Here is a 14,107-nt window from a genome sequence, read left to right on the forward strand (position 1 = left end):
TTCAGTATAGTTGAGCTTATTATTGACTAGAGTCATGCTCCTGTGCTCCGTAGGGTACCATCCCCACTTCCTCAATCAACATAGTCTATGGCTCTGGGCCTCCCTTCTGGCTCACGACTGCTCCGAACCTGGGGTATCCCAGTTTACCAAGGGAGCCGGGGCGTCGTTGAGACAAGAGCTCCAGTCCGCCAGACAACACCCCAATGCCATCCCTGTCAAGTGGGCTCTGCGGCCGCCAGAACCCCATCTCCTTGGCGCAAGGGATGAGCTGAATCCCGTGGCAAATGCACCACGATGATGGGAAGGCTGGGTCGGTTGCGGGCGATGGTCTCCGGCTCTCGGCCTAGACGCGACCGGTTGCCGGTTTCGCTGGGAACCAATACCAACACATCTCCTGGCTGCAGCGCTTTGAAGGCTTCCGCCACCACCCCCCCCTGCACCCGCTGAACCGGCAAGTGGGCATAGCTTTCTGCCGGCAAGGCTGGGGAGCTTTTCCGCCCAGGTCGGGTTTGCACCAGCAGGATCTGCAAACCTGCTTTCAATTCGCCGGCCAGCGTTTGTGCCAGCCCAATGGTCTGCTGCAGGGATCCGGGAGAGACCTCCAGCTCCGGTGCAACCAAGAGGATGCGGCGCGCCGTCTCGATGGGTACCGGAAACCGCGTGATCAACACTGGGATCCCCACCTGCCGCACCACCGCGTCAATGATGCTGCCGAAAAAGTTCTCCGCATAGGTGGAGTAGCCCTTCCAGCCCAGGATCACCAAGGTTGCCTGCCGTTCCGCCGCCGAGCGAATGATCCCTTTTTCCACCGAGTCATCCACCCGCCGAATCGGCTCCACTCGGGTCACGGCGCTGTGGGCCAGAGCTTCTGCAAAGGTCAACAACTGCTCCTGCCGGGCCAGGGCTGCCGGCGAGATCCCGGCGCGGTCAGACAAAACATGCAGCGGCAGCAGCGTTCCCCCATCTTTTTTGGCCAAAATCAACGCCAACTGCAGCAGGTTGCTTTCGGTATCCGGGTTGGCCACCGGCACCAAGACGCGAGCTCCCCAATCCGGCTTGGGCAATTCGGTGGACTCTGCCGCCACTTCGGCTGGCTGCATTTGCTCTCCCCAGCGGGCCACAATCCAAGGCGAGGCAACACAGGTCACGAGGATCATGGCAATGGTGCCGTTCACCGTCAGCTCATCCACCAACTCCACCTGAAAGGCCACCGTGATGGCCGCCAGGGTAGCCGCCGCCTGAGCCATCGACAGGCCGAACATAACCATAGCGCTGGCAAAGCGCCAGCCAAACAGTTGGGCCGGGATCCAAGCGGCCAGAAACTTGCTCACCACCTCCGCTGCGATCATCACCCCTCCCACCAGCAGCGAGCGCGGCTCTCCCAAGAGAATGCCGGGATTGATCAGCATCCCCACCGAGATCAAGAAAAAAGGCACAAACAGGGTGTTGCCGATAAACTGGATCCGGTTCATCAGGGGGCTGAGCTGGGGGATGATGGGGGTAATGGCCGTCCCGGCCAGAAAGGCTCCCACCACCGGCTCAATGCCGATCAACCCCGCTCCGTAGGCCACCACAAACAAAGTGGCGATCACGAAAGTAAACTCTGCTCCCTCGTCGTGACCAAAGCGTTGAAAGAACCAACTGCCCAGCTTAGGCACCCCCCACAGGGTGGCAAACGTGTAGAGGGCAATGGAAGGGATCAACGTCAGCCAAAAGCGCAGCGACAGCTCCCCTTGGTGGGCGCGCACCACCACCGCCAGCACCAACAAAGCCAGGACATTCGTGATAAGGGTGGCCCCCAAAGTTGCCCTCACCGTCTGCAGGCGCATCAACCCCAGCTTCGAGATGATGGGCAGACCGATCAGGGTGTGAGAGGCAAAACAAGAGGCCACCAGCACCGCCGCCAGAAAGCCATACCCAATGGCCAACATGGCTGCTGTGCCGATGAGCATGGGCAACAGAAAGGTGAGCGCCCCGAAGATGGTGGCCTTCCCGGCATTGAGCTTCAAATCTTCCAGACTGGTCTCCAGCCCCGCCATGAACATGAGAAACAACAGCCCCACCGTGCCCAGCAGGATGATGGTCTCGTCCCGCCGCAAGATGCCCAAGCCGTAGGGCCCCACCACCAGCCCAGCCAAGATTAACCCGATGATCCCCGGCAGGCGCAGCCGCTCAAATAGCAAGGGAGCCACCAGCATGATGGTCAGGATGATCAAAAACACCAGCACCGGATTCTCAACAGGGCCGATCAGGGCTAGAGGGATCCCCGACATTTTGAGCCAGTGAGCCAGCATAAATCACCCGACAGACAGCGATAACAGACCCGGCAAAGCGCCCGCATGAGTCTATCAGATTCCCTCGGCTCTAAAGTAGATCTCCGTAGTCCACAGTCCGTAGTCCACAGTCTTTGTCCAGCCTTCAATCGCTGGCAGGGCGTTTAACAAGTACTTAAAAGCACATCAAATACATTGGGAATGAAGACTGCTGGGCAGGGATGGCCGGAGAAAGGCAAGAGAAACTCCCGAGAAACACGCATTAGAATCAGAGGGTACATGCTCTTGGGCTGCCCATGCACCAGCTTGCTCCTGGAAAAGTGATCGGCCAGCGCTATCAACTGGTTCACAGCATTGCAGCAGGTGGCATGGGGCGGGTGTTCAAGGCTGTCGATACGCGCCTGTTCAACCGTCCGGTGGCGGTCAAGCTGTTGCACCAAAACTTAGCAGGCGATGACAACACCCGACGCCAGTTGCACAAACGTTTTCAGCAGGAAATTCGCATCAGCACGCTGCTGGGGGAGCACCCTGCCATTGTCAAAGTATTGGACTATGGCCTAGAGAACGACCAACCTTACCTGGTGATGGAATACCTAACGGGGCGCAGTTTGGGGGAGCTAATGCTCAAGCAGCCGGTGCTGCCGCCTCAACAGGTGGTGAGGATGGCCCGCCAAGTGTGTGCCGGTCTCTATTACGCCCACAACCTGGAGACTGAGCAGGATGGCCATCTCATCAAGGGGGTGATCCATCGCGACATCAAACCCAGCAACCTCTTCGTCCTGAAAGATGAAACCCTGGGGGAAACCGTCAAAATCTTGGATTTCGGCATTGCTAAGCTGCTCAGCGAGGTTTCCCTTGCCCTCGGCACCCAGACCACCGGCTTTTTGGGTACGGTGCGCTATGCCTCTCCCGAACAGGTGCGCGGGGAAGCCCTGGATGCCCGCTCGGATATCTACTCGCTTGGCGTAGTGCTCTACCGCATGTTGACCGGGCAACACCCCCTCCAGCCGAAGAGCGATTCTTTCCCCGGCTGGTACGAGGCCCACAATTACCAACAGCCTCAGCCCTTCGATCGCTCGAATTTGCCCTATGAGATTCCGCTGCAGCTGGAACAGGTGGTGCTCTCCTGTCTGGCCAAAGATCCCGACCGGCGGCCCCAAGATATGAAGGTTCTCAGCGCCCAATTGGAGGGATCCCTGCACTCCCAGAGCGCTGCCGGCTCTTCCCTCGCGCCCCCCCCAACCGCACCCATCTTCTCCGAGCGTACCCTGGCGGCGGTAGATGCAGGGCAGTCGGGCACACACCTGCTCAGTACCCAAGCGGAGCCCGAGGCCAAGCCGTTTCCCCTCTGGGCTGGGATAGCCCTTTTTGTTGTCATTGCGGGGAGCACCTTCTGGGGCCTGCGTCTGCTGTTGGATCCGGGCCCAGGCAGCGAAAGACCGCCTGCTGCCCCCGAACGCCCCCTTCCAGTCGGCGGTGCAGAGCACCCTGAGCGGGATCCCTCAGCCACTCCTGAACCTCTGCTGGACTGGCTGCCGCGGGATCCGGAGGGCAAACCGGTGTTTGAGGATGATCCCGCCCCAGATCTGGGAATCGATGAGTCCGCAAGCGAGCCCACACCCAGGCCAGCGGCAACTCCAGAGGCAGTGTCCCCTACCCCTCAGCCCCCCGCTCCAACTCGGCAGGTGTCCCCTCCCACTCCAGTGCCTGCTGCGCCGCCGCCCCGACCGGTTGCCGTGCCCACGCCCGCTGCTCCACCTTCTCCAGCCCCTGTCCCAGCCAAGCCTCTCCCCCCGCCGCCCATCAATCAACCTTTGTTTCCCCAAGTGAACCGGGTTGCTCCAACTTCTGCTCCCCTTGCAGCCCCTCCAACCCAACCTCCCACCCCTGGCTTTCTGGAGCGGTTGCGCGAGGAGCGAGAACGCTTGGGGAAAGACTAGGCGCAAAAAAGGGATCCCCAAGGATCCCTTCGCAAAAAGCTACGCGAGGCTAGTCTTCGATGGGATCCCCCGTCAAGGGATCCCAGAACAGGTAGAGTCAGGCGGCAGCCAGCCGGGCATTGGCGGCATCCCAGTTCACCAGGTGCTCCAGGTAGGCATTGATGAAGTCAGGCCGCCGGTTTTGGTAATCCAGGTAGTAGGCGTGCTCCCACACATCCAAGGTGAGCAGGGGCGTTTGGCCGTGAACCAGGGGGTTTTCGGCATTGGGGGTTTTGGTGACCTTCAGGGTGCCATCCTCCAGCACCAGCCAGGCCCAACCGCTGCCAAATTGGGTGGCGGCTGCCGTCTTGAAGGCTTCTGCAAACTTGTCATAGCCGCCAAAGTCGGCGTTGATCTTGTCGGCAATAGGCCCGGTAGGCGCACCTCCCCCGCCCGGCTTCATGGATTCCCAGAAAAAGGTGTGATTCCAAACTTGGGCGGCATTGTTGAAGATACCCGCTTTGTCAGGATCCCCAAAGGTGGCTTTGATGATCTCCTCCAGAGACTTGTTGGCCAGATCGGTGCCCTCGATGAGCTTGTTCAGGTTGGCTACGTAGGCTGCGTGGTGCTTGCCGTGGTGGTAGGAGAAGGTTTCTGCCGACATGTAGGGCTTCAGCGCGTCGGCAGGATAGGGCAGAGCCGGGAGTTCAAAAGCCATAATCGTCTGTCCTCTGTGTCTTGTGCAAGGAATGCAAGAAAGAACGCGGTGAAGGGTCAGGAGAACCAGAAAAAGGCGTTACCTTTCTTTGCAGTCTTAGTGTAACTCAGAATCAGTACGCGCTGGGATCCCTTGGACACCTCGATTCCGGTTGGAACCCTGCTCGACCCCAGAGAGGTGGAACCGCGGCTGTCTCAGCCCAATGGCCGACAACCACTCGTTGGCCAGTGGTTGGAAAAGCGAGATGTCCCAGCTACAGAGGGCTAACGGGATCCCTCCCGCAGCAGCTCAATCAGCAGGGGAGCGACATCCTTGAGCAGGGGGATCAAAACAGCCGTGATGGCGGCGATGGTCACTACATTGCGGGTGAAGTTGAGGGTATCGCGGCTGAGCTGGAAAAACCGCTCGTCCCAGCGTTTGACCTCGGCCTCCAGACGTTCTTCGGCGCCAGCAATGCGTTCCTCGGCTCTGGCAATGCGCTCCTCGGCCCTGGCAATGCGCTCCTCGGTGCCGGCAATGGTTTGCAGCACCTCTTGGTTCTGTCGAGTCAGTTGGGCGATGGCCTGGGCATTGGCCTCCACCGTGCGCTCGATGCGCGCCAGCCGCTCCTCGCTGTAGCTCATGGTCGGGGAGGGGGAAATTGATGCGGGCTGGGGAAGTCCTGAGGTGGGATCCCTTGCAGAGCCTCAGTCATAAAGCGCTTCCAAGTGGGGGCCACAAAAGCGCCTCCTGCCGTACCCGGCAGCATGGGAGAGTTGTTGTCGTTGCCGATCCAAATGGCGGTAGACAGTTGCGGCACATAGCCGATGAACCAAGCGTCGCGGAAATCGGAGGTGGTGCCGGTTTTACCGGCCACGGGTCGCCCGTCATCCAAACGAGCCGCCGTCCCGGTGCCTTGGGTCACTACCCCTTTGAGGATTTGGTTGAGCACCGCCACCGCCCAGGGATCCAAAACCCGCTCCGGCTGGGGCCTGGCCTCGAAGAGGATTTGGCCGTTGCGATCCACCACCTGGGCCAAGAGGGTCGGCTCCACCCGATATCCGCCGTTGGCAAACACCGCATAGCTAGCCGCCATCTCCAGGGGGCTGACGCTGGCCGAGCCCAAAGCTGTGGCCAAGTTGGGAAACATCTCGGCAGTAATACCCGTGGCCTGAGCCACTGCGATGACGTTGCGGATCCCAACATCATCGGCCAACTTGACCGTGGGCACGTTGCGGGAGAGCTCCAAAGCCCGAGCAAAGGTGAGGGAGCCATAAAAGGTGTTGTCGTAGTTTTTCGGGCTGTAGGGCGGCGAGCCGGGATAGGTGACGGGGGTATCTTCCAAAATGCTGCCGGGTGAATAGCGCCCGCTGGCCAGAGCTGCGTAGTATACGTAAGGCTTGAAGGTGGATCCCGTTTGGCGAAACGCCTGGGTGGCGCGGTTAAATTGGCCCCGCTGAGCGTTGATCCCGCCCACAATGGCTTTCACATAGCCGGTACGGGGATCCACTGCCGCCAAAGCCATTTGATCGGCACGACGAGCTGCCCCAATGCGGGGGCCATCTTCATTGACAATGCGCTGGGCAAGGCGCTGCAGACGCAGATCGATGGTGGACTGAACCCGCAGACCTCCTTGCATTAGAGCTTGTTCCCCATAGCGGCGCCGCAGCTCCGCCTCAATGGCGTCGGTAACTGCTGGGGCGTTACTTTGAAAGGAGGTAATGCGGCCTAAGGTCAGCTTTTGCTCCCGCGCCGCCTGGGCTTCCTCGGGGGTAATCCACTTCAGCTCCACCAGACGATCCAGCACCAGGTGTTGCCGCCGTTTGGCTCCCTCCAGGTTGCGAAAGGGGCTAAGGGTTTCCGGGGCCGGCAGGATCCCGGCCAACATCGCCGCTTCAGCCAAGTTCAGTTCAGACGCATCCTTGTTGAAGTAGCTGCGGGCTGCCGCCTGGATGCCGTAGAGATTGTGCCCCCAGTACACCTGGTTGAGGTACATCTCCAGGATCTCGTCTTTGCTGAAGACCTGTTCTAGGCGCACCGCCAACACGATCTCGGCGACTTTACGGCTGAGGGTACGCTCCGGCCTCAAAAACAGGTTCTTGACCAACTGCATTGTCAGGGTGGATCCCCCCCCCGCCGAGCCTATACCCCCCTCCACACTGCCTAGGATCGCCCGGCCCAAGCTGACCGGATTAATGCCTGGATGGGTGTAAAAGTGGCTGTCTTCAATGGCCAGCAAGGCCTTTTTCATCTCCGGCGAGACCTGTTCAAGGGAGATCACTTCCCGGTTGGCCTCCCCGTGTAGGCTGGCAATGGGCTCGCCCCGAATATCGACAATGTGGGTGGTGGCAATGGGCACGTAATCCCGCAATTGATGCACGTCCGGCAAGTTGCGGAAGCTAATGGCCAGCCCCACCAATCCGGCAGCCGTTGCCGTGGATCCCAAGAGCAGGGATCCCAGCAACAGATTGCCCACCACACCGGCAACCTGGGCGATCCGGGAGGGGCGGGCGGGTGGGGCATAGTCGGCGTGCTCGTCAAACCCCGATCGGGAAAAGGGGGAATTGGAGAAACGCTCTACCCCTGGCTTTCTCGCCTGGCGGGCCAATGGTCTGCGACCGTAGGTCACGTCAAAAACCCTGTCACGTCCGTGTTGCAAAGCAACAACAAGCCAGACCCATTATAGGGCGGCGTCTATTGGGGCAGCAGGATGGCCAACCCTGCCCATCGACAACTCCAACCGGGCTAGGGGGAGAAGATCTTGAGTTGAGAATCGAGCATCTTTTGCGTGGGCTTAAAATGGCTCATGGGTTCAGCCGGAGGAGCAGGATTTGAGTTTATCGTCAGCCTCAGTTTCGCCAACGTACCGGGATCCGTTGATAGCCCAAATTGTTGAGCGGGGGGTGGCCGAGATCTTTCCGGGAGGGCCTGCTGCCCTGGCGGAGCGCCTGGCCACAACAAATCGTCCCTTGCGGGTGAAGCTGGGCATCGATCCCACCCGACCGGATCTACACCTGGGCCATTCAGTGGTGTTGCGCAAGTTGCGCCAGTTCCAGGATGCGGGCCATGTGGCTATTTTGCTCATCGGGGACTTCACGGCGCTGGTCGGGGATCCCACCGGCCAATCGGAGGCCCGTCCCCGCCTCACCCCGGCAGAAGTGGAGGAAAACGCCCGCACCTACTTGGAGCAGGCCGGCAAGATCTTGGATTTTGAGACCCCTGGCCGGCTGGAGGTGCGCCGCAACAGCGAGTGGCTGGCCCGCCTGACTCTCAGCGAGCTGATCGAACTCCAGGCCCAGATGACGGTGGGGCAGATGCTGGCCAAAGAAGACTTTGCCCAGCGCTACCAAGCCGGGACGCCGGTATACTTGCACGAATTTCTCTACCCCCTCTTGCAGGGTTACGACTCGGTGGCCCTCGCAGCCGATGTGGAACTGGGGGGAACCGACCAGCGCTTTAACCTGCTCACTGGGCGAGATCTGCAAATCTGGAAGGGCCAAACGCCGCAGTTTTGCCTGACGGTGCCGCTTTTGGAGGGGCTGGACGGGTACCAGAAAATGTCCAAGTCCAAAAACAACTACGTGGGGCTGACTGAGGATCCCCTCACCATGTACTCCAAGCTGGAGAAGGTGCCGGATCACCTGGTGGAGCGCTACTTTGAGTTGCTCACCTCAGTGCCCCTTGCCGAGCTGCCGCAGGATCCCCGCCAGCGGCAGATCCTCCTAGCCAAGACCCTAGTGGCCCAGTTTCACTCCCCTGCAGCGGCAGAAGAGGCCCAGCGCACCGCTCAAGCGTTGGTGCTAGACGGTATTCTTGCCGAAACGGGATCCATCCCCACCTTTGCCATCGACCGGCTGTCCTACCCTGTTAAGCTCAGCTATATCCTGCGAGAATCCGGCCTGTGCAAGAGTGCTGCGGAAGCCCGTCGGCAGATCCAAGGGGGCGCTGTGCGCCTGGATGGGCAAAAGGTGGAGGATCCCGACCTGGAGTTTGCCCATGTCTCGGAGCTGGCAGGACGGGTTTTGCAGGTGGGCAAAAAAGCCTTTCGCCGGCTGGTGGAGGGCGCAGATTAGTCTTCCCCTCTCCCTGTGGGAAAGGGGTGAGGGGATCCATCAACGGGCAGGCTTGAAGCCGAGTCCGGTTTTTTTCTGCCTGGTCTTGGCTGGGGGATCGGACAGAGGAGAAGCTGACGAAGTTGGCGGGAAAACGGGCTCCGGTTTGGGCCGGATCGAGCCCGCCTCGGCTACTGCCTCAGAGAGCTTTTGCCGCACCAGCTCCTGAGTCTCCAAGATGTTGGGATCCGCCGCCCATTCCGGGGCCTCTCGAACGGGATCATCCTCGGAGGTGAACTCCAGGTCGTAGGTCTCGGCGCGGTAATCGAGGCTGAAGCATTCCCAAGCCCGCAGACTGTAAAAATAGGGGAACAAACGCACAATGCGCTCAATATCCAGGTGCGCAGCAAAGCGACGAAAAGCCTCTTCTTCAGAAACCGGGAAAGGGGCGTAGTGTTCTGAAACAAACCACCGCAAGAACTTCCGCGCCTCTGGGATGATCTGCTGGGCAGGCAGGGATCCCAGCACCGCTGCGTTGAAGCAGTTGACCAACAGGTGCTCCAGCATTACCGCGTTGTACTCGGCAAAGCAGGTTTGCTCGCGGCTTTCCACCGGCTGCCAGGGCATGTTGCCGTTGGCGGCAATGAGCAGGTGAACCAGGTCATGGGAGGGGTTGGTTTGGATGTAGCCGTGCCCCTCCAACTTGGCGCCATCGCAGCTAAAGAGCTGGTGTTGGGGGCTCCAATAGAACTTGAGTTGCTTTGCCGCCATGTTCAGTTCTCCTCCTCACCCAGGGGATCCTTTTAGAGCTTACACCTGCACTGATGAGCTGCTATGAACTATAGGCCACGGAGGAGAGCGCCGGCTTATTTGACAATTGGTCAGCGAGAACGCTTGCCACAAGTGGCAAAACAAAGGGGTCTTTATCTCGAAGCAATTCTCGGAGCAGACAGGCTTTAGCCGCCCTACTAGGCTCAAAGCTGAGACCCGCTGTGCTCGCATTGTGAAAAAAGATGAACTCGAGATCCTCTAACTGCAGTAAAAATCTTTACGCCTACACCAAGCGCTACAGTAGCTTTCGGAATTACTGGGTGGTATTGTAACTCCGTACTTTCATGCCACCCCACTATGCTTGCACTGGCAGCTGCAATGACTGTAAAAATACAGCCCGGTCAAGTAAAAAGCCAAAAAGCTGGTTGGCTGCTTCTCCTGGTGCTCGTGGGAAGCTGCCTTGTCGGCTGTGGCTCTTCCGGCGGTACAGGCATTGATCCGTCTGCTGTGGGATCCCAAGCTCGCCTGACGTTCAATGGGGCTCTGACCCGCTCCTTTTCTGGCACACAAGGGGAAATGGAGTTCAACATCGCCCTCTTGCAAGGCGGGGATCCGCCCCAACCAATAACCCAGCTCTCTGCCAGTCAGGTCAGCCTGCAGGTAAACCGGGTAACCGACTTGCTAGGGATCCCGCAGCCGGTAGCCTTGACCCTGACACCCACCCGGATCGAGAACCCCCCGCCGGATCTGGCTCAGCGGCCTTTGCTCATGGCAGTGCTGATGGATGGCTCAGGCAGCCTGCTGGTTTTGGATCCCCAATCTCGGCGCTTCCTGGCTGTTTTTCGGCTCTTGGATCAATTTCGCCCTGCACCCCTGGATCTGGGCGCCATTCTGCGCTTTGACAACCGGGGGGCAGGTTTTGGCCTTACAGCTTTGGGGCAGCCCCTGCGCACAGCTCAGCTATTGCAGGACTTCACCGGCGACAAAGAGCTGCTGAGACGAGGCGTTTTGCGCGCTGTTCCGGGGGGGAACACTGCCCTCTACGATGCCACGGTGGAAGCGGGGCGTTTCTTAAGCGACTTTCGGCCCACCGAGCGTTTCAACCGCCGTTTGGTGGTGTTTACCGATGGTATCGACAACGAAAGCACCCGCTCCATCAACCAAACTACCCAGGAGCTGACAGCCCTGGCCAGAGAGCGAGGACAGAAACTCACCGTGTATGTGGTTGGGTTGGGGGTCGATTTGAATCTTCTGGAGTTACAGCGTCTGGCTGCAGCTACTGAGGGGACTTTTGTGCTGGCACGGTTTTCTGAAGAGCTGGAAGCTCCCTTTGCCAACTTATTCCCTGCTGCTATTGGGGAGCACCGCCTGCAAATGAGGGTGCAAAGCAATGTTCCGCTATCTGCTGGTTCTTATCTTCTCAGTGGCGAGCTGAGAGTTGAGAGAGAAGGCAGCCGTTTTGTGGCGCCATTCAGCGACGCTGTTCTCACGGTGGGATCCCGCTAGAGTCATTCCGCAGGCTGACAACATCCCTAATCGAGAGCGAGGCGATAAGCAAATGTTTCGACGACTCGGTATACCCAGAAGATTTTGGCAACCGGCTGCGCTTGTCCTGGCGGCAGTGCTTACAGGTTCCCTAACGGTTTTCCTGAAAGGTTGCGGTGGTGGTACCTCCAGCAGCCCCTCGACCGTGGGGTCGCCGCTAAGGGATCCCGGCTCTGGCTCTGGCTCTACCTCTGCCATTTTGGGATTGGTGGTGGATCCCTTTGCTCAGCTTTGCCCTTCAGGCTCAACAGCCGCCCTTTGTTCGGGAGGGCCGCTCTTTTCAAGAGGCAATAAGGTTGAGTTGTTCAACCTAAGCTCAAGAGGAGACATTTTGTTGCCTGCCTTGTCAACCACTGCCTTGGAGGGCAACTTGCGGTTCACCATCCCCTTTTCCGGATCGATTATTCAACCGCCGGGGAAGTTGGTATCGGTTCAGTCCAACCTATTGGGCCAAGGGCGTCAGTCCGGCCAGCCTACACCCCTGCGGGGATTTGTTTTCAGTGCTGCTGTGGATGTTTCCCCTTGGAGCGAAGCCCTTTATCGCATCTTGCTGCGGGAGCGGGATAGAGTACCTTTCTCCAACTTAGCGCCTCCAGAAATTAGGGATCTGGAGAATATTCTGTTTGTCAGCGTACCTCTTTCCAGAACAGCCCGAGACCTGGAGGAAATCATTACGGACATTATTCGACAAGCGGATCAACTTAGTTTTAATCAGCTTCGCTTTGTGGAAGATCTCATTCGCGTTTGCTATGCCCCAGAAGGCAATCAATCGGATCAGCCCTGCCGCCTCCGCATTCCGGTGCCCCTACCGCCGGCACCTACGCCGACTCCATTTGTGCCTGCTCCTGAAGCTCCCGCTCTTCCCACCATCATCACCAACAGAGCCGTGGTTCGTTCAGCATCGGGCTCATTGCTCTTTAGCAACACGGTTTCGGTGAGGGTAGATAATTGATGGCTGCCTCGTTTTAGTCAAGTTTGATGTGAGCTGATTTTGTGTTTCAAGAGAACGCGCTGAGAGAGCCGAGGAGTGTTGAATGCTGACCTCAAAACCGTCTTCATTTCGTCCTGGTCAACTGGAAAGATTGCTTTGCTTTTTTAGTCGCAGCTTGGGCACCGTTTCCACAGCCCTGCTAATGGTTCTCTTGGGGGTAGAGCAAGCTAGCTTCTCTGCGTCTAGGGAAACGTCTCTACAACACCCCAAGCAGGATGAGCTGGTCTTTATCGATCAAGCCTTGCCGGACTTGGCGATCTTGCTGGCAGGCATTCGTCCTGGAGCGGAAGTTGTTTTTCTGGATCCCAATAGAGATGGGATTGAGCAGATCACAGAGACACTGCGAGGACGAAAAGGCATCAAAACCCTGCACATCCTGTCTCACGGGCAGGCAGGCTCACTCTCCTTGGGCAGAAGAGTTCTTAACCGAGAAAACTTGCCCGAGTACGCGGACCTACTGGCAAAGTGGAAATCTAGCCTTGCGGACGATGCGGACATTTTAATCTACGGCTGCGAGGTGGCGGCAGGGCTGGAGGGCAGACTTTTCATAGAGCAAATAGCCCGCCTGACAGGAGCTGATATCGCTGCTTCTACCAACCTCACAGGCTATGCCGAAGCCGGAGCAGATTGGATTTTAGAAGCCGCGGCTGGCAGCGTTACCGCACCTACGATTGTGGTCGAAGGAGTGATTGATCACAGCTATCAGCACACACTCCAAGCCGCTGCTGTTCCCACCTTAGGTGCTGGATCTGTACTGACAGACATTCAGGTGAGTGGCCAAAAGCTGTCTCTCATTGGTGCAACCGATCAAGTTGTTCTGAGGAGAGTCGATAACCCCAATAAATCTGGTGTATGCAACATTGTCTGGGTTATTCCGCCAGACACTCCTGGCACTCTAGGAATTACGTCGATGGAGCAAGCTATCCTAATCAATCCCTTAAACCCGGTTATCAAAGCTGGCACGGATAATCTATTTACAAATATTATCAGTGTGAACAGTAATAATATTGAGAGGGTAGACTTTATAACCCCAGGCGGAATAACTGCCCCTTCTACAAACCTTGATAAGATTGGCTTCCTACTTCTAGATAGAGGAGGAAACGATAGTTTTAAAATTGCTGCTATTACGAAACTCGATTCAAATCCCACACAATTTGTTTATGGCCCTGTCATCTCGGTCCCGGCTACTGGTTGGGGACTAGGAACAGTGATATCACTTACAAAGATTTACAGCGACAATTGCGGAACTGCCAGTCTGAATACGAATATTACAGCTACCACAGGTACTCAAAGCCTGTCGGGTGTTTTCGTAAGTTACCAGGATCTGGGCATAGGATCTGGTCAAACGTTCTATGGTTACTCAGTAGTTGGGAATGACGTAACTGGCTCAATCCAAGACTTCACAACGTTTCCGAACAATACGAAAGAGGTTAACGGCGGTTGGGACATGACGGCAGGAGGGGGCATTGTTGCTTACAACCCCGTTGCTAATGATGACACTGCCACCACCCCAGCCAATACACCGGTCACCATCAATGTGCTGTTCAATGACACAGCCTACGCTTTTGACTTGGATCCCGCTACTATCGACCTAGACCCGCTCATTCCTGGACAGCAAACCACTCTGACAGTTGCTGGGGAAGGCACATATACCCTCAATCTAAGCACTGGGGAAGTCACCTTCACTCCAGTGCCGAGCTTCACAGGCCCTACCACTCCAATCAAGTACACAGTAAAGGACACGCAAGGGTTAATTTCTAACAAAGCAACCATCACTATTACAGTCACTCCTGCCTCTACCCCGACGCCAACACCGACGCCGACGCAAAAGCCCACGCCAACACCGACGCCGACGGAAA

At 57.9% G+C, this 14,107-nt stretch carries 10 protein-coding genes; 5 read left to right on the forward strand and 5 right to left on the reverse strand.

All coding sequences use genetic code 11. The features are described from left to right. Positions 1-215 precede the first annotated feature (215 nt). Entirely contained in the window at positions 216-2,294 is a 2,079-nt protein-coding gene (locus tag NW843_RS09335) for a cation:proton antiporter (protein WP_414522771.1), read from the reverse strand. Between the two features lie 275 nt (positions 2,295-2,569). Here NW843_RS09335 and NW843_RS09340 point away from each other — a divergent pair, with 275 nt between their 5' ends. Then, the gene (locus NW843_RS09340; protein ID WP_414522772.1) at positions 2,570-4,213 is read left to right on the forward strand and encodes a serine/threonine protein kinase; all 1,644 of its coding nucleotides are present in this window, start codon (positions 2,570-2,572) and stop codon (positions 4,211-4,213) included. A 97-nt stretch (positions 4,214-4,310) separates the two neighbouring features. Here the strand turns inward: NW843_RS09340 and NW843_RS09345 are convergent, their stop codons facing one another. The 3 genes from NW843_RS09345 to NW843_RS09355 all read right to left on the reverse strand — a co-directional run bounded on the left by NW843_RS09345 (position 4,311) and on the right by NW843_RS09355 (position 7,518). Beyond that, positions 4,311-4,910 carry a superoxide dismutase gene (locus tag NW843_RS09345; protein WP_414522773.1) on the reverse strand — a complete coding sequence of 200 codons (600 nt, stop codon included), beginning with the start codon at positions 4,908-4,910 and terminating at the stop codon, positions 4,311-4,313. A gap of 263 nt (positions 4,911-5,173) precedes the next feature. Beyond that, positions 5,174-5,533 carry a hypothetical protein gene (locus tag NW843_RS09350; protein ID WP_414522774.1) on the reverse strand — a complete coding sequence of 120 codons (360 nt, stop codon included), beginning with the start codon at positions 5,531-5,533 and terminating at the stop codon, positions 5,174-5,176. Further along, positions 5,530-7,518, reverse strand: coding sequence for a transglycosylase domain-containing protein (locus NW843_RS09355; RefSeq protein WP_414522775.1), 1,989 nt, complete (start codon positions 7,516-7,518; stop codon positions 5,530-5,532). Before NW843_RS09355 ends, NW843_RS09350 begins: the two co-directional genes overlap by 4 nt. A 247-nt stretch (positions 7,519-7,765) precedes the next feature. On the opposite strand from NW843_RS09355, the gene tyrS reads away from it, so the two are divergent. Next, positions 7,766-8,962, forward strand: a complete 1,197-nt coding sequence (gene tyrS / locus NW843_RS09360; protein ID WP_414522779.1) for a tyrosine--tRNA ligase — start codon at positions 7,766-7,768, stop codon at positions 8,960-8,962. A 39-nt stretch (positions 8,963-9,001) separates the two neighbouring features. Here the strand turns inward: tyrS and NW843_RS09365 are convergent, their stop codons facing one another. After that, entirely contained in the window at positions 9,002-9,712 is a 711-nt protein-coding gene (locus NW843_RS09365; RefSeq protein WP_414330718.1) for a hypothetical protein, read from the reverse strand. A gap of 447 nt (positions 9,713-10,159) precedes the next feature. Here NW843_RS09365 and NW843_RS09370 point away from each other — a divergent pair, with 447 nt between their 5' ends. The 3 genes from NW843_RS09370 to NW843_RS09380 all read left to right on the forward strand — a co-directional run. Further along, a complete protein-coding gene (locus NW843_RS09370) occupies positions 10,160-11,218 on the forward strand; it encodes a vWA domain-containing protein (RefSeq protein WP_414522776.1) in 1,059 nt (352 codons plus the stop codon). Positions 11,219-11,591: 373 nt separating this feature from the next. Then, positions 11,592-12,209 (forward strand): hypothetical protein, encoded by a 618-nt coding sequence (locus NW843_RS09375; RefSeq protein WP_414522777.1) that lies wholly within the window; start codon positions 11,592-11,594, stop codon positions 12,207-12,209. Between the two features lie 82 nt (positions 12,210-12,291). Then, on the forward strand, positions 12,292-14,107 hold a 1,816-nt coding region (locus NW843_RS09380), incomplete at its 3' end, for a DUF4347 domain-containing protein (protein ID WP_414522778.1).

Source organism: Synechococcus sp. R5-12 (assembly GCF_047502655.1).
Taxonomy (GTDB): domain Bacteria; phylum Cyanobacteriota; class Cyanobacteriia; order Thermostichales; family Thermostichaceae; genus Thermostichus.

Coding starts and splice junctions, on each gene's coding strand:
- NW843_RS09335 (WP_414522771.1), bottom strand. CDS start 2,294: ATGCTGGCTCACTGGCTCAAAATGTCGGGGATCCCTCTAGCCCTGATC.
- NW843_RS09340 (WP_414522772.1), top strand. CDS start 2,570: ATGCACCAGCTTGCTCCTGGAAAAGTGATCGGCCAGCGCTATCAACTG.
- NW843_RS09345 (WP_414522773.1), bottom strand. CDS start 4,910: ATGGCTTTTGAACTCCCGGCTCTGCCCTATCCTGCCGACGCGCTGAAG.
- NW843_RS09350 (WP_414522774.1), bottom strand. CDS start 5,533: ATGAGCTACAGCGAGGAGCGGCTGGCGCGCATCGAGCGCACGGTGGAG.
- NW843_RS09365 (WP_414330718.1), bottom strand. CDS start 9,712: ATGGCGGCAAAGCAACTCAAGTTCTATTGGAGCCCCCAACACCAGCTC.